General features: G+C 67.6%; 12 protein-coding genes. 8 read left to right on the top strand and 4 right to left on the bottom strand.

Features of this window, described 5'->3' with window-relative positions; genetic code table 11:
- Window positions 1-134: 134 nt before the first annotated feature.
- From QCE69_RS17520 to QCE69_RS17510, 3 genes are all read left to right on the top strand, one after another.
- Entirely contained in the window at window positions 135-1064 is a 930-nt protein-coding gene (locus QCE69_RS17520) for a LysR family transcriptional regulator (RefSeq protein ID WP_309920855.1), read from the top strand.
- 96 nt (window positions 1065-1160) lie between these two features.
- Window positions 1161-2141 (top strand): 4-hydroxythreonine-4-phosphate dehydrogenase PdxA, encoded by a 981-nt coding sequence (locus QCE69_RS17515; protein ID WP_309932083.1) that lies wholly within the window; start codon window positions 1161-1163, stop codon window positions 2139-2141.
- Window positions 2142-2212: 71 nt separating this feature from the next.
- Window positions 2213-3538 (top strand): MFS transporter, encoded by a 1326-nt coding sequence (locus QCE69_RS17510; RefSeq protein ID WP_309920847.1) that lies wholly within the window; start codon window positions 2213-2215, stop codon window positions 3536-3538.
- A 12-nt stretch (window positions 3539-3550) separates the two neighbouring features.
- Here the strand turns inward: QCE69_RS17510 and QCE69_RS17505 are convergent, their stop codons facing one another.
- On the bottom strand, window positions 3551-4459 hold the full coding sequence (locus QCE69_RS17505) for a LysR substrate-binding domain-containing protein (RefSeq protein ID WP_309920845.1): 909 nt from the start codon (window positions 4457-4459) through the stop codon (window positions 3551-3553).
- A 102-nt stretch (window positions 4460-4561) separates the two neighbouring features.
- Between QCE69_RS17505 and QCE69_RS17500 the strand changes: the two genes are divergently transcribed.
- The 5 genes from QCE69_RS17500 (at window position 4562) to QCE69_RS17480 (ending at window position 8645) form a co-directional block, all read left to right on the top strand.
- Window positions 4562-5707 carry an FAD-dependent oxidoreductase gene (locus tag QCE69_RS17500; RefSeq protein ID WP_309932082.1) on the top strand — a complete coding sequence of 382 codons (1146 nt, stop codon included), beginning with the start codon at window positions 4562-4564 and terminating at the stop codon, window positions 5705-5707.
- 25 nt (window positions 5708-5732) lie between these two features.
- Entirely contained in the window at window positions 5733-5993 is a 261-nt protein-coding gene (locus QCE69_RS17495) for a (2Fe-2S)-binding protein (RefSeq protein ID WP_309932810.1), read from the top strand.
- A complete protein-coding gene (locus tag QCE69_RS17490) occupies window positions 5990-7450 on the top strand; it encodes an NAD(P)/FAD-dependent oxidoreductase (RefSeq protein ID WP_309920839.1) in 1461 nt (486 codons plus the stop codon). Before QCE69_RS17495 ends, QCE69_RS17490 begins: the two co-directional genes overlap by 4 nt.
- A 49-nt stretch (window positions 7451-7499) precedes the next feature.
- A complete protein-coding gene (locus tag QCE69_RS17485; RefSeq protein WP_309932081.1) occupies window positions 7500-8294 on the top strand; it encodes an ABC transporter substrate-binding protein in 795 nt (264 codons plus the stop codon).
- Window positions 8295-8480: 186 nt separating this feature from the next.
- On the top strand, window positions 8481-8645 hold the full coding sequence (locus tag QCE69_RS17480) for a hypothetical protein (RefSeq protein WP_309932080.1): 165 nt from the start codon (window positions 8481-8483) through the stop codon (window positions 8643-8645).
- 35 nt (window positions 8646-8680) lie between these two features.
- Here the strand turns inward: QCE69_RS17480 and QCE69_RS17475 are convergent, their stop codons facing one another.
- The 3 genes from QCE69_RS17475 to QCE69_RS17465 form a co-directional block, all read right to left on the bottom strand.
- Window positions 8681-10429: a hypothetical protein gene (locus tag QCE69_RS17475; RefSeq protein ID WP_309932079.1), complete on the bottom strand. Its 1749-nt coding sequence runs from the start codon at window positions 10427-10429 to the stop codon at window positions 8681-8683.
- A 65-nt stretch (window positions 10430-10494) separates the two neighbouring features.
- Window positions 10495-11640: a type VI secretion system protein TssA gene (tssA, locus tag QCE69_RS17470; protein ID WP_309932078.1), complete on the bottom strand. Its 1146-nt coding sequence runs from the start codon at window positions 11638-11640 to the stop codon at window positions 10495-10497.
- Window positions 11637-15764, bottom strand: coding sequence for a type VI secretion protein IcmF/TssM N-terminal domain-containing protein (locus tag QCE69_RS17465; RefSeq protein ID WP_309932077.1), 4128 nt, complete (start codon window positions 15762-15764; stop codon window positions 11637-11639). Before QCE69_RS17465 ends, tssA begins: the two co-directional genes overlap by 4 nt.
- Window positions 15765-15783 lie beyond the last annotated feature (19 nt).

Genomic DNA, 15783 nt, shown 5'->3' with positions numbered 1-15783 from the left:
CCATTCTAGTCGCCGCGCGTCCGCGCTTCGACCGCATAACGGTGAAGTGATTCTGCACGAAGTGTGAATAATCGGCTGACGGTGCCGGGGCGCGCCCGCGCTAGAATCGGCACGTTCCTTTCATCAGGCAAGCCATGACGCGCCGCTCCGACCGCATCCAGTTCGACCTGAAGACGCTGCGCCTGTTCGAGGCCACCGCGGAACTGGGCGCGATCACCAAGGCCGCCGAGCGCCTCGCGCTGGCGCCCGCTGCCGCTTCACGGCGCATCAGCGAAATGGAGACGCAACTCGGCGTCGCGCTGTTCGAGCGCCGTCCGCACGGCATGACCCTCACCGACGCAGGCCGCGCGTTGCTGGCTCACGCGCGCAGCATGATCCACACCGCCGAGCGCATGCATGAAGATGCCGCCGCGTTCCGGCAAGGCGCGCGCGGCGTCGTGAAGATCGCGGCGTGCACGTCGGCGGTCTTGCAGTTCCTCGCCGAGGACGTGCAGCGCTGCCATGCGGCGCATCCGGGTATCGACATCGACTTGCAGGAAGCCAACAGTCACGGCGTGATGCAGGCGCTGACGCGCGGCACGGTCGATATCGGCATCTATGAAGCCTCGCTCGGGCGGCTCGATCTGCCGACGCGCCCGTATCGCGAAGACCGGCTGGTCGTGCTGACCACCGCCGATCATCCGCTCGCCGCGCACACCGAAGTGCGCGCCGCCGACCTGCTCGACTGCGACGTGATCGGCCTTACCGTAGGCTCGGCCATCTCGATCGCGCTCAGCCGTCTCGCCAGCCAGATGGACCGGACCTTGCACATGCGCATTCGCGTCGGCAGCTTCGACAGCATGACGGCGATGGTCGCGGCGGGCGTCGGCATCGGCGTGATGCCGCTGGGCGTGGCGCGCGTGCTGGCCGACGGGAAGCGCTTCCGCATCCTGCCGATCGAAGGCACGTGGCCGGTGCGCCAGATGCTGCTGTGCCATCTTCCCGCCGATGAACTGTCGTCCTCGACGCTCGCCGTGCTGGACCTGCTGGCGCAGCCGGTTTCGCAAAAGGCGAAACCTGCATAAGCCAATGAGTGATGGCGTGAGCGCGTGTTTGTCCTTAACGTAAGGACTTTCCGCTCGCAAGAAGCGGAGCGTTCCCACTGTCATCGCCGGAGCTTCATGAATTCAACTCCCGTACGCATTGCGCTCAGCATCGGCGACCCCGCCGGTATCGGCGCGGAGATCATCGCGCGTCTGCTGGCGGATCCCGCCACGCGCCAGCGCGCCCACGTCACGCTGATCGGCAACCGCGACGCCCTCGCCCGTGGCGCCGCCGCCGCGAACGTGCCGGTTCCGCAGGCCAGCGACTGGCTCACAATCTTGCCGTGGGCCGGCAGCGACACCGTGTTCGAGCCGGGCGTCATCAGCGAGGCGAGCGGCCGCTTCATGCTCGATTCATTGCGGCTTGCCGTGCAGCAGGTCACCGAAGGCCATGCCGATGCCGTGTGCTTCGGCCCGCTCAACAAGAGCGCGCTGCGCGCCGGCGGCATGCAGGAAGAAGACGAGATGCGCTGGTTCGCGAAGCTGCTGGACCATCGCGGCGTGTGCGGCGAACTCAACGTGCTGGACCCGCTGTGGACCGCGCGCGTGACCTCGCACATTCCATTGCGCGAAGTGTCCGAGCGGCTTTCGCCGGAAGCGGTGGCGGACGCCATCGGCATGCTGACGGCGGCGCTGCGTGCGGCGGGCGTTGCGCAACCGCGCATCGGCGTGTGCGGCCTCAATCCGCATAACGGCGATCACGGCAACTACGGCAGCGAGGAGACCGACATCATCGAGCCGGGCATGCGCCTCGCCGCTGAACGCGGCTGTGCCTCCACCGGCCCCTATCCCGCCGACACCATTTTCCTGCGCGCCCGCGCCGGCGAACTCGACGGCATCGTCACGATGTATCACGACCAAGGGCAGATCGCGACCAAGCTGCTCGGCTTCGAAGTGGGCGTGACCGTGGAAGGCGGCCTGCCGATCCCGGTGACGACGCCCGCGCACGGCACCGCATACGACATCGTCGGACAGGGACGCGCGAGCGGCACCGCCATGGCGCGCGCGTTCGATCTCGCCTGCCGCATGGCGCACTCGACGCAAGCCGCCACCGCCTGAGCAAGGCAATGTGAATAGAAGGGCCGGCGGCGCACGCACGCGCCGACACGGCCATCGCATCTGGAGGAGACATGGTTTCGCAATCGCTGCGCGCCCCGCGCACGCAGGTTCAGAAAGTGGTGCTCGCGCTGCTCTGCGCGATGTCGTTCATTCTTTATCTCGACCGCGTGAATCTCGCCGCGGCCGCCGGGCCGATCAAGGCCGAGCTGGGCTTGTCAAACACCACGCTCGGCGTCGCGTTCTCGGCGTTCGGCTATACGTATGCGATCTTTCAGATCGTCGGCGGCTGGCTCGCCGACCGCATGGGCGCGCGCCGCACGCTGTTCGTCTGCGGCGCGATCTGGGTGGTCGCGACCATCGCCACCGGCATGGTCGGCGGACTGGCCTCGCTGTGCGCGGCGCGTCTGTTGCTCGGCATCGGCGAAGGCGCCGCGTTGCCCGCGCAAGCGCGCGCCATCGCCAACTGGTTCCAGATGAAGGACCGCGGCTTCGTGCAGGGCATCACGCACTCGTCGTCGCGGCTCGGCAATGCCGTCGCGCCGACGCTTATCGCGCTGCTCGCCACGCTCTATTCATGGCGCCTGTCGTTCGTCATCGTCGGCGTGCTGACGGCGATCTGGATCGTCGTGTGGGTCTGGTACTACCGCGACGACCCGCGCGCGCACCGGCGCATCAACGAAGCCGAACTGGCGCTGCTGCCGCCCGCCGCCGATCCTTCGCAGGCGCGCGCCGCGACGCCCTGGCGGCGCATCTTCGGCCGCATGTCGCCGACCATCTTCGTGTACTTCTGCCAGGTATGGAGCAACACGCTGTTCTTCAGCTGGGTGCCGCTGTTCTTCCTGCATGGCTATGGACTCAACCTGAAGGAGTCGGCCATCTTCGCGTCGGGCGTGTTTCTCGCGGGCGTGGTCGGCGACGTGACCGGCGGCTTCCTCAGCGACCGCGTGCTCAAGCGCACCGGCAGCCTCAGGAAGGCGCGTCAGGGCGTGATCGCGTTCAGCCTGCTGGGTGCGCTCGGCTTCATGATCCCGGTGATGCTGAGCCGCGACCTGACGGTGGCCACCACGTGTTTGTCCGGCGCGTTCTTCATGCTCGAACTGACGGTGGGCCCGATCTGGGCCGTGCCGATGGACATCGCCCCGCTCCACGCCGGCACCGCGAGCGGCATGCTGAACACGGGCGCCGCGCTCGCGACGATCATCTCGCCGGTCGTGTTCGGCGTGGTGATCGACGCCACCGGCAACTGGAGCCTGCCGTTCGTGGGCTCGCTGCTGTTCCTGCTGCTGGGCGCGTTGATGACGCTCATGATTCACCCGGACCGCACGATCGACGATGCCTCCGAGCGGCACGGGCTGGACGGCGGAGATGCGGCTACGGTCGTGGGGCGGTCGGGTTGAAAGCTGAAGGCTTCAGCCGTCGGCGATGAGCCGCCCGAACGCCTCCCTGACAGCGTCGCAGAAGGTATGCGCGACGGCCGGAATCGGTTGCGAGGCGTTGGTCACGATGTAGAAATGGTCCGGCACGGCAGGCGTGAAGGGCTTCACCGCCACGCGCGGCCGGGCATAGGCGGCAGTCACCGGATCGATCAGCGCCACGCCCGCGCCGTTCGCCACCAGCGCGACGATCGCTTGCGACAGTTGCGCCTCGATCACGAGGTCGCGGCTCACGCCTGCCTCCACGAACACGCGGTCGATGGCGCTGCGTGCGTCGAAGCTCTGCGGGAATGACACGAAACGTTCGCCGCGCAAGTCGTCCGGCTTAAGCGACGCGCGCCGCGCCAGCCGATGTCCGCGCGGCACGATGCAGCGCATGACGGCGTTGCCGAGCCGCTCGCTTTTCACGGCGGGATGCGGAATGGGCTCGGCGATCAAGCCGACATCGCATTGTCCCGACGCGATCTTCTCCACCACCGTCGTGGCGCTATGTGCGAGCAGGATCACGTCGATGCCCGGATAACGCTCGACGAAGCGCGCGATCACGGCCGGCAACAAGTCCAGCGCCACCGCGGGCGATCCCGCCACGCGCAAGGAGCCGCGCCGCATGGCGCGAATCTGCTGCGCGGCCTGCGCGATCCGGTCCATGCCGACGAACGCCCGCTCCACTTCCTCGAACAGCACGCGCGCTTCGGCCGTTGGCGCGAGCCGGCCCTGCTGACGCTCGAACAGCACGAAGCCCACGCGTTCTTCGAGATCGGCGATGAGACGGCTCACGGCGGGTTGCGAGATATGCAGCGATTCGGCGGCGCGCGTCACGGTATGCCTCAGCATCACGGCGCGGAACGCTTCGATCTGGCGGATCTTGAGGTCGGAGGAGGTCATAACACTGGATTATAGGTGACGGACAAATCGACATTTGACGGCGTATTTTGCCGCCGTCAGAGTTCGTCCTCGATCTGTAAAAGCAGGCAGGAAACCTCATTCATGCAGGACAAACCGGTCCATAACACGGCGCGCCGCTTCGATCACCTCGTGGCGGGCGGCGGTCTCGTGGGCATGGCGATCGCCTACGGACTCGCCCGCGCGGGCAAGCGCGTGGCCGTCTGCGACGGCGCGGACTCCGCTCATCGCGCGGCGCGCGGCAACTTCGGGCTCGTCTGGGTGCAGGGCAAGGGCGGTCGCTGTCTGCCCTATGCGCAGTGGTCGCGCCAGTCGTCGGAACGCTGGGGTGCATTCGCGGCGCAACTGCGGCGCGAGACCGGCGTCGATACCGGCTTCGAGCGGCCTGGCGGCATCGAGCTTTGTGAAACCGCCGAGCAACTCGAAGCAGGTGCAAACCTGCTCGAATCGATCCGCGCGCAGGACCCGTTACTCACTTACGAGGTGCTCGACCCTGCCGCGTTGAAGGCGCGTGTGCCGGCGGCGTCGGACCGGCTCGCGGGCGCGCTCTACTCTCCCCACGATGGCCACGCCAGCCCGCTCTACACGTTGCGCGCCCTGCAGCAGGGCTTTGCGCTGCTCGGCGGCACTTACCTGCCGCGCAACGAAGTGCGCGAGATCCGCCCGCGCGCGGACCGCTTCGAGATCGATACATCCGGCGGCACGCTGGAAGCAGAACGCGTCGTGCTCGCTGCCGGGCTCGACAACCGCCGCCTCGCGCCGATGGTCGGCATGCACGCGCCCATCACGCCCTTGCGCGGACAGATCATGGTGACCGAGCGGCTTGCGCCGTTTCTCGACTATCCGACGCTGGTCGTGCGGCAGACGCCCGAAGGCTCGGTCCTGCTGGGCGATTCCGCCGAACCGGTCGGGTTCGACGACGGCCAGACCCGCGCCGTCATGGCCGACATCGCGCGGCGCGCGCGCACGGCGTTTCCGTTGCTTGCGCACGCGCGCATCGTGCGGGCGTGGGGCGCGCTGCGCATCATGACGCCCGACGGCCTGCCGGTCTACGAGGAATCGCGCGCGCATCCGGGCGCGTTCCTCGCCATCTGTCACAGCGGGGTGACGCTGGCTGCCGCGCACGCGGACGTCATCGCGCCATGGATCGCGGGCGGTGCGCCGCCCGCGCTGATTCACCCTTTTGTCGCCACGCGCTTTTCGAGTTCCGCCGATGTCCACGCTCTTTGAATCCCTCGCCACCGGGCCGACGCCGATGGTGTCCGTCGACCTCGAAGGCACGCTCCGGCGCGTGCCGCCGCATTACACGGTGGCGGCGGCGCTGCTCGAAAGCGGTCTCGCCGCGTGCCGTACCACGCCGGTCAGCGGCGCGCCACGCGGCCCGTTCTGCATGATGGGCGTGTGCTTCGACTGTCTCGTCGAAATCGACGGGGTGCCGAACGTGCAGGCCTGCATGACGCGCGTGCGTGACGGCATGCGGGTGCGCGCAATGGACGGCCGGGCGAGGCTCGCATGACGCAACTGTCGACGCAGCCGCTCTGCGACCTGTTGATCGTCGGCGCGGGACCGGCGGGCATGGCGGCGGCCATCGAGGCGCGCCGGGCGGGTCTCCAGGTGATCGTCGCCGACGAGGGCGAAGCCCTGGGCGGGCAGATCTACCGCAACCTCGGGCACTCGCCGCTCGCCGACGCCCACGTGCTCGGCGACGATTATCTGGCGGGGCGCGATCTGATCGAACGTTTCGACGCCAGTGGCGCGAGGCTGCTGTCGCGTGCGTCCGTATGGCAGATTGCCTTCGAGGACGGCCGCGCGGTCGCCATGCTGACGCGCCGGCCGCACGGCGCCGACGCCGGCGGCACGCTGGACATCGCGGCGCGCGCCGTGCTGGTCGCGACCGGCGCGCAGGAGCGTCCGTGGCCGGTGCGCGGCTGGACCCTGCCCGGCGTGATGGGCGTCGGCGCGGCGCAGACGCTGCTCAAGTCGTCGGGGCTCGCGCCGTCGCGGGATGCGGTGCTGGCCGGATGCGGACCGTTGCTGTGGCTTTTCGCGTCGCAGTTGCTGAACGCGGGACGCCAGGTGCGCGCCATCATCGACACCACGCCGCGCGATGCCTGGCGCGCCGCCTTTCCGCACGCCCTGCCCGCGCTCGCGGGCGCCGACTATCTGCTCAAGGGCGTTCGCATGATGCGCGCGGTAAAGCGCGCGGGCATTCCGGTGCATCGCGGCGCGCGCGTGGTGTCCATCGAAGGCGAGGCTCATGCGGAGCGCGTGCGTTTCGTCGACGAACATGGCGTGCCGCGTGCCATCGACACATCGCTCGTGCTGCTGCATCAGGGCGTGATCCCTTCCACACAACTGGCGCGCTCGCTCGGCTGCGAGCATCGATGGGATACGGCCTCGGCCTGCTGGCGGCCGCGCACCGATGCACGCGGGCGCAGCAGCGTCGAGCGTGTCTGGATTGCCGGCGATGGCGCGGGCATCGGCGGCGCGAAGGCGGCGGCGCTCGCGGGCACGCTGGCGGCGCTGGAGATCGCGCGGGAACTGGGCGTGCTGGACGCGCCGACGCGCGATGCGCGCAGCCGCCCCGCCTTGCGTGCGCTGAAGCGGCACCTTGCCGTGCGGCCGTTGCTCGATGCGCTCTACACGCCACGCGCCGCGCTGCGCCGTCCCGCCGACGACGTGATCGTGTGCCGCTGCGAGGAAATCACGGCGGGCGAAGTGCGCGGCATCGCGGCGCTCGGCTGCCAGGGCCCGAACCAGATGAAGGCATTCTCGCGCTGCGGCATGGGACCGTGCCAGGGCCGCTGGTGCGGCACGACGGTCGGCGAACTGATCGCGCAAGTGCAGGAGCGTCCGGTTGCCGAGGTCGGCTACTACCGCATCCGCGCGCCGATCAAGCCGGTCACGGTGGACGAGATTGCCGACTCCATCGCCCTCGACGAAGACTTCACGCGCGGCGAATTCCCAAGTTGAGCGCACGGCCTGAACATTCAATCAACGACACCACCCACACGGAGCCCACATGAAAATTACCCGCGCCCGGACCTTGCTGAACGCTGCCGCGTTTGCCCTGATGGCCACGGCCACGCTGGCCCAGGCCAAGGAATGGAAGACGATCCGCGTCGGCGTCGATCCGACCTATCCGCCGTTCGAATCCGTCGCCAAGGACGGCAAGGTGCACGGCTTCGACATCGACCTCGGCAATGCACTGTGCGCGCAGCTGAAGGCGCAGTGCGTGTGGGTGCAAAGCAGCTTCGACGGCCTGATCCCCGGTCTGCAGGCGCGCAAGTTCGACGTGATCCTCTCCTCGATGGCGGCGAACGAAAAGCGCCGCCAGCAAATCGATTTCACGGACCGGCTGTATCGCAACCAGACACGCCTGATCGCGAAGGCAAGCGACCATCTGCTGCCCGAGGCGGCCAAGCTGTCCGGCAAGCGCATCGCGGTCGAGCAAGGCACGGTGCAGGAGACCTACGCGCGTGAAAAGTGGGCGGCGGCGGGCGTCGAAGTGGTTGCGTACCCCAGCTATGACCAGGCCTATGCGGACCTGACGGCCGGACGCGTGGATGCGGTGCTGATGGACGCCGTGCAGGGCCAGCTCGGCTTCCTTTCGACGCCGGCGGGCAAGGGCTACGCGTTCGCGGGCAACGTGGTGTATGACGCGAAGATCATGGGCGACGGCGACGCCGCCGGCGTGCGCAAGTCGGACCCGGACTTGCGGGACGCGCTGAACGGCGCGATCGCGCAGATCCTGAAGGATGGAACGTATCGCAAGATCGAGGCGAAGTACTTCGATTTCGACATGTACGGGAAATGAGGCACGCCCGCAGGTTTGCCGATTTTCGATAACGCCCGACGCACTGCCCTGCTTGACATGGACTGATCGCGATCAGTCCAGGAGCAGTCGTGTTTCCGTCCGCGCGTCATCGGTGCGATCCGCAAGGCTTCGTGCAGGCGCTGGCGCGGCCGTTGATCGAAGCAAGACGTTGCGCCCGCATGGAGATTGCCACTCAACGCAAGCGTGCGCGGCATCGAGATCGGTACGGCGGATGGGCGCGGCATCCCCGCGGACCGCGTGGTGCTCGCGGGCGGGCCGTGGTCGGCGCAACTGATCGCAGGGGAACGCCCCGCGCTGCTGGAACGGTTCTCGGCGAGGCGCTTCGCGTAGCGCGAACGCCCCTGCCGCGCGGGCTCGTTCAACGCTCAGGCCAGCACCGCCGCCCCCACCTTCGTCTTCCAGTCCGACATGACCTGGTGCGAATTGAGCGCGTGATTCAACAGTCCCTGCACGCTCTTGATGGCCGCCTTCTGCTTCGTGGTTTCATCGCTCGTGTGCAGGATCACTTCCTTGCGCTCGCGCGCCTTGAACGAGAAGCCGGAATCGCGCATGTACTTCGCCGCGTAGTGCTTCAACGCGGAAAAGTAGTCCGTACCCGCGTCATAGCTGCGCTGCGAGGTATCGCCGAGATCGTTCACCATGCGGATCATCGTCATCAGGCTGCCGCAGATGCCGGTGTTCAGCGTGAGCATCGGGATGATCGCGCTGGCCTTGCAGCCCTCCTTGAAGAACTCGGTGAAGCGCGCCGTGTCATGCACGAGGCCGCCACGGTCCTTGGCCGCCGGCGCGAAGTTGCCCGTCTGATAGTTCTGACGCGGCTCGCGGTCGTACATCTGCCGCGCGAGCTTCAGGAAATCGCCGATACGATGCGCTTCCGCCAGACGCATGATGGTCTTGACCAGCCATTCGATCGCCGTCATCACCGCGCTGACGAGCGCGCCCGCGCCCGGCAGGAAGATCTGCGCCGACAGGCCGCCCACGCCCTTCAGCACGTCCTTGACGCCCGCGCCGATATCCATCTCCATCTCTTCTTCGATGGCGCGTGCGAGTTCGGCCGGATGTCCTTCGCGCAATTCGAACTTCTTGCGCAAGGACACCATGGAGAACTTCTGGGCCACGGCCGCGAAGGTCTTGGCGAGCCCGGTGAAGATCTCGATGCCCGAGCCGACATACGGCGCGGACGCCTGGCAGATCGCCACGACCGCCTTCTCGATCAGCGCCTTGATCGCGCTGCCGGCCAGCGACGCGGGCCAGTCGCCGTCCGCCAGCATCTTGGTGCGCAGGGTCTCGATGACGCCGACGATCTTGTTGTACACCCATTGCTTGAACTTCTGCCACTGCTCGGCAAGCTTGAACGGCGTGTCGGGTCTGAACGCTGCGCCGAGCACCCTGTCGTCCTTCTGGTTGGTGCCGTCCGTCGATGCAATCGTCTTGCCGAGACCGAGCGCCCCGCCGCCTGCGCTGATGAACGTCGATGCATTCTGGCTCGGCAGCTTGCCCATCCCGACCGACTTCGAGGTCATCTTGTTGCCGGTCGCGCTGAAAATGGCGTTGCCGCTGTCGCCAGACAGCTTGGTCGGATCGTTCTTTGAGATGTCGAAGGTCGTGCCGAGCGAAACCGCCGTGCCCGCCACGCTCAGGCCTTCGAACGCCATGCTCGCGTAGTTCGCCGCGCTCAGTTCGACCGAGATGTTGGAGAGCAGGTACAGCACGCCGAAGCGCGCATGCGGAATCTCTTCGCTATCGATCTTGGCCAGCGCCGCCGCATGTCCGACCGACGGCGCCACCGCCACGCTCTTCTCCAATGCCTTGAAGAGGTCCGCCATGAAGCCCTTGCTGGCCTTGTTGCGCTCGCACTTGCTCCACATTCCATGCTTCTCGCGCAGATAGACCTTCATCTGGTTGTAGAGCAGGTGCGCCGCGTAGCGTTCCTGATCCGGCGACTTGTTGACCTGCGCGTAGAACGCCTTGTAGCACTCGTCCATGGCGAGCGTAGACGGACTGCGTTTCGAGAACGTCAACGAAGTCTTCTTGATCCATTCGTCGGGGCTCGGCAAGGCGCCCAGCGTGGGCGTGAGCGACGAAATCCTCGGAAAGCTGGCAGGCATGTTCATGACAGGACCCGTTGGTCAATGATTGTTGTCTTGGTGATGGAGCGAACCCATGGAGCGAACCAGCGTCATTCGATGCCGAGCATCGACAGATAACGGGCCATGTCGCCTTCGCTGCGCACGACTTCGCGCATCAGTTCGGGCAGCGGCATCTTGCCCCAGGCCACCGCGCGCCACAACAGGAAGGGCGTCGGGCTGTGCGGTTCCTGCTCGGCGAGATAGTCCGCCACGAGTTCGAGCAACTGATACGCATGCGCGCGACTCTCCACGCGCGAGAGCGGGACGGCGCCCGCCACGCTCAGCGGCATCGCGGGAGCAACGGGCGTCGTCGGGAGTTCGTGCAACACGGTGTCCATGGCGTGCTCCTGCGAGGCAAATTGAGTGTGGGCGAGTGCAGCGCCGACATGGATCGGCTCGGCCGGCGCCGGCCGCGCGTTGTCGCCGAGCAGGCTCGTCACCGCTTGCAGCACGCGTCCGAGCGTGTCCGCGACGCGCCCCAGATGCGGCGCGTCGTGTCCCAGCCGCTCGTCGAGCCGCGCGCTGAAGGTACGCCACGCGGCCTGCGCGGTCTCTACCTGCTGATGCAGCGACACCAGCGCCGCGAGGTTGCCGGCGCGGCGCACGTGCTTGTCGAGCAGATCGCGCGTGAGCGTGGCGCCCTCGCCCGCCTGCGACGTGATGACGTGCTGCCATTCGTCGAGGTTCACGTACTCCGGCTCGCGATCCTCGATCATCAGCAGCGGCAGATGCACGGTGAGCACGAGCGGCAAGGCTTCGTTGAGCCACGCGAACGGCGCAGTGCGCGCGTCTGCGTCGCCGGGTTCGAGTTCGGGCCATGCGTGCGGCCAGTAGCGGTCGGCAAGCGCAATCATCAGCCGCGTGCCCGCGATCAACCCTTCGACGCGATGCATCCGCGTCCACGCCTCGCACAGCCACGCCGCCAGCTGGAAGTCCTTGCTGCGGGTGGCGAGCGCCTCGGAGCACAGCGCCGCGACGCGCTTCCAGTCCGCCTTGACGAGCGGCCGTTCCCATTCGCCCATCGGCAGCGTGGCGTCGTCGTGACGGCGCGCATCGCGGATCTGCTGATACACCGGGTCATAGCGCAGCGACACACCCGCGCCGTGGTTGTCGTCGTCGTTGCTGACCGGTTCGAGCAGCGCGTCGAAGTCGATCACGACCGTCGCTACGGTTTCCATCGGATAGGCCTGTTTCATAGTGCGCTCCATTCGGGTGCCCGAACCGGGAAGCTGCCGGGCCACGGCAGCGGCGTCTTCTTGCCCGCGGGCATCAGCGTGACGCGCATGAAGAGGCGCCCGCGCGCCTGCTTCGGCAACAGCGAAAGATCGGCCGGGTTGGCCGTGCTCAACGGGAATTCGAGGCGCAGCAGTTGCGACATGCGATCGCCGCGCGGCCCCGCATCCGCCACGCGCTCACGGTTCACGAACGAGATCAGCGCCCACGGATCGTTGAACTGCCAGGTCAGCGTGCGGCCGTCGGTGCTGTAGCCGCGTTGCTGCGGATCGGCGGCGGCGGCCAGCGGCGAGTCCTTCGCGAAGTGCACCGTGAGCACGACCGGCGTGCCGAAGTCCCAGTGCAGCGTGCGCGGCGTGTCGTTCATCGACAGGCTTTGCGAGCCGGTCGTGAGCGTCCAGTCGATCATCTGGTTGCCGGCCACTTCGGCATTGCGGTTCACGCGGAACTCGACGTTCAGGTCATAGCCGTTGGGTGCGCCGTCGTCGGACGGATAGAGCGGCGCGAGCAGCGTCTTCACCTGATCGAAGTTGTCGATGAACTGGCGCACCTTGTTGTTGGTCAGCGACGCCGTGGAGCCCGAGGCATGGAAGGTCTCCGACACGGCGTCATAACGCTTCAGCACCTGCCCCAGTTCGCCGAAGTCCGCGACGGTCGGCGTGGCCGCGTTCGCGCGCGCCGCCACCGGCTGCATGCTGGCGCTCTCGAACGGCAGGCGGCCCGCGACGCTCTCGTTGAACGCGCTCGCGAAATTGCCCCATTCCTGCCGCAGGTCGAACACGTAGCCCGAGCGGCAGCGCGCCAGCAGACGGTCATAGAGACGCGCATGCAGGGTCGCGAAGAAATCGTCGCCGCCGCCGCTCGACACGCGGCCCGAGAACTTCGACATGCAGCCCGCGCCATTCGGATCCGCCGCCACCGACAAAGCAAATTGCTCCAGACGCAGCAGGCTGCTGTTCGGGTTCTTGAGCCGATAGCGTTCGAGATCGCGTTCGATGGCCTGCCAGCGCTGCGCCAGCGGCGAAGCGGCATCGGCGCTATCGAGCGCGGCGAGATAGGTCGCGGCCTGCTTGCCGAGCGCCAGCGCGCGCTGCGCCTGCTGATCCAGATACGGCGCGAGACCGGCCGCATCGTTGACGCCGAAGGCCGCTAGAATCGGCGCACGCGTGCTGTGCGCGGTGTCCGGCAGGTCCTGACGCGTCGCGTACAGCTCGGATTGCGAGAGCCCCTCGTCGACCCGCTGAAGGTGCTGCATCGCATCGCCGGACACGAGCGAATTCAGTTCGTCGATCTGCGCGCTCGCGCCGAGCTCCGTCAGCAACGCGCCGATGCGCGCGATCCGCGCCCGCGCCGCGTCGAAGGCGGCGGTGTCGGCATCGCTCAGCGGCGCTGCGGGACCGATGTTCGCCGCCGACGCCGTCTGCGCAATCAGCAAGCGCGCAAACTGCTGGTCGAGCGCCGTCTCGACAGCGGGACGCGCCGTCGCCGGCAGGTTCACGAGGCCATCGGTCAGGAAGCGCTTGCGCATGTCGCCGAGCGCGAGCGCCTGATCGAGCTGCGTGCGGTCCCAGACGATCGCGGTGCCATCGACGAGCGTCGGCAGTTCGCGGTCGCGCGGCGCGATCATGAACGGCTGGTTCAGCAGGTTCGACAACGCATCGCGCAGCGCCGCGCGGCCCGGCGACACCGTGTAGCGCGCGTCCTTGTCCGACCAGACCACGCCGCTGTCCGCGCCGCCGAAACGCAGCGCCAGTTCGCTGCGGAAGGCCTGGAAGCCGGTGTCGTCGCGCTGGCGCATCTGGTTCGCGAGATCGGCGCCCAGCAGGCGGTTCTGCGCGATACGCGAGAGCGTGCGGTCATACACCGCGCCCGGCATGAACTGCGCCTGATGCAGCCAGCCGCCCTTGCCCGAGGCCAGCAGTTCGCGCTGCGTATCGACGCCCGCCACCACCGCGCGATAGCCCGCCGCGATACGCGTGATGTCGCCGGCGTTGCCATCGGCCATGCCGAGTCCATTCAGATGCTCGCTGATGCCGCGTTCCGCCGTGAGCAGCGGATTGTTCGCGAACAGGCCGTTGTCGAGTTGCTGCGCGCCCTTGTCGAGGGTGCAGCGGAACGCCTGGCGCACCGCATTCACGTCGACGCCCGCATCCGTGCTCGCCACGCCGTCGCGGCCCGCACGGGCGCGATGAAAGTACGGCACGCTGTCCGCGACGCTGCCCTGCAACTCCGCGCCGAGCGCATAGCGCACGACGAGCCGCAGCGCGTCGGCGTTGCCCGACGAGGGCTGCTGCAAGCGTTGCAGCGCCTGCAGCGCGGCGTCGAACTGATCGACGTTGTTCACGTACAGCTGAAGCGCGCGCATCTGGGGCAGATCGTCGATGGCGAGGCTCGCGGGCGCGAGCGCATCGCTGCGCGCGCCGGCGGGCGCGGCGCAGTCGTCGCCGATGATCAGTTGCCCCGTGCTCGGGTCGCGTCCCACGCCGGTCAGCGTGCTGACGCGCGCGACCATCTGGCGTTCGAGCGCGGCCACCGCAATCTCGCCGAACTCACGCTCGAAGCGCTCTTTCACGCGCGCGTTGAGATCGTCGATGAAGGCCCACGAGCCCGGCATGAACACGGTCCACCCCGTGCCGGTCTTGATGTTCTGATTCAGCGCGATCAGGCCGAGCGCCTTGCGCCGGTACCAGTCGGCCGGCATGTCCTGGCCTTGCTGCGCGGCGGCGGCACGCTCGGCCGCATCGCGATGCAGCGAACCGAGCGCCGCGACGAGTTCGCCGTTGCGATGACTCAGCTGCGCCGTCGCCACTACCAGTCCGATGCCCCAGCCGCCCAGCAGCGCCACGCCGCCCCAGCGCAGCGCGCGATTGAGCACCGGCCGCGTCAGATGCTGCGACCGCGAAGGACGTGTGAGGCCGTACTCGGAGAAGATCTTCTTTTCGAACAGATCGCGCAGGAACGCGGGCTGCAACATCAGGTCGTTGATGTGCGCGTTCGGTTCGCGGCGGCCATCGCCGAGTTCGTGTTCTGCTTCGGGCGCTTCGTCTCCCGGCAATGCTTCCGGTGCGGCGGTCATGGCGTCCTGAGCCACGCTCCACTGCGCGAACTCGCTCGCATCGCCGGTCAGGTAGATGCCGCGGAAGAAGAACGGCTCGTGGTACGCGCTCGCGCGCAGCAGTTCATCCACGTAGGACTGAAGCTGCGCACGCATGGCGTCGATGCGCGAAGGCAGTTGCAGGAACTGGCGTGCATCCAGATGCGCGGGATCGAGCGCGAACAGTTCCGCGCTCGCATCCGACACCGAACGCATCACGCTGTTCATCGCGGTATCGACCCAGCCGGGCTGATACGTGGTCGAGAGATCGTAAGGCGACGACCAGCCGAGCATGCTGGCGCGCAGCGGCTCCGGCAACGCGCGCGCGAAGGTCGCGAAACCCGGCAGCGCATCGCAACCGGTCACCACGACATACACCGCGAAACGCATCGCGAAGCGGTTCTGCGCGAGCCACAAACGGCGATGCGCAAGCTTCGCGTGGCGCACGAGTTCGAGGCGCGCATCGGTGTCGTCGGCGAGCAGGGTTGCTGCGGGCACCGTGATGACCACCGAATCGAACGGACGCTGCGGCCGATAATTCCGGCACAGGCTCAGGAACTCGTCCCACGGCTTGCCTTCGTCGTCATCCGGCGAGCCGAGATAGGCCGCCTTGATATCCACGACGATGCCGCGATCGAAGAAGTGCCACGAGATGCCGTCGGTAGCCGCGAGACTCGACGCATCCGCGCCGAGCACGCTCGCCACGCCCGCCTGCGCGATCGGCAGCGGACGCGGATCGTCGCCTTCGTTGAGGATCATCACCCACGGAATGTTGTAGCGTTCCGCGCGCGTGGCGATATTGCCCTCGATCAGTTCGACCGCCTGCCGGAACGCGCTGCGCAGCGAATCCGAGCGCAGCCGCACGATCTTGCGCTCGGCCTGCGGCTTCGCATGCGAACCATGCAGCGCGAAGTAGACCACCGCGCCGAGCACGGCCAGCACGACCAGCGTGAGCACGCCGATCGACAGCAGAAAGAGATTGCTCGTCAGCATGGCCGCGCTCCTTGCTGCG

The organism is Caballeronia sp. LZ032, assembly GCF_031451315.1.
GTDB lineage: Bacteria > Pseudomonadota > Gammaproteobacteria > Burkholderiales > Burkholderiaceae > Caballeronia.
Note: the sequence above shows the minus strand (reverse complement) of the source record. Positions and strands in the feature narration are given on the sequence as shown.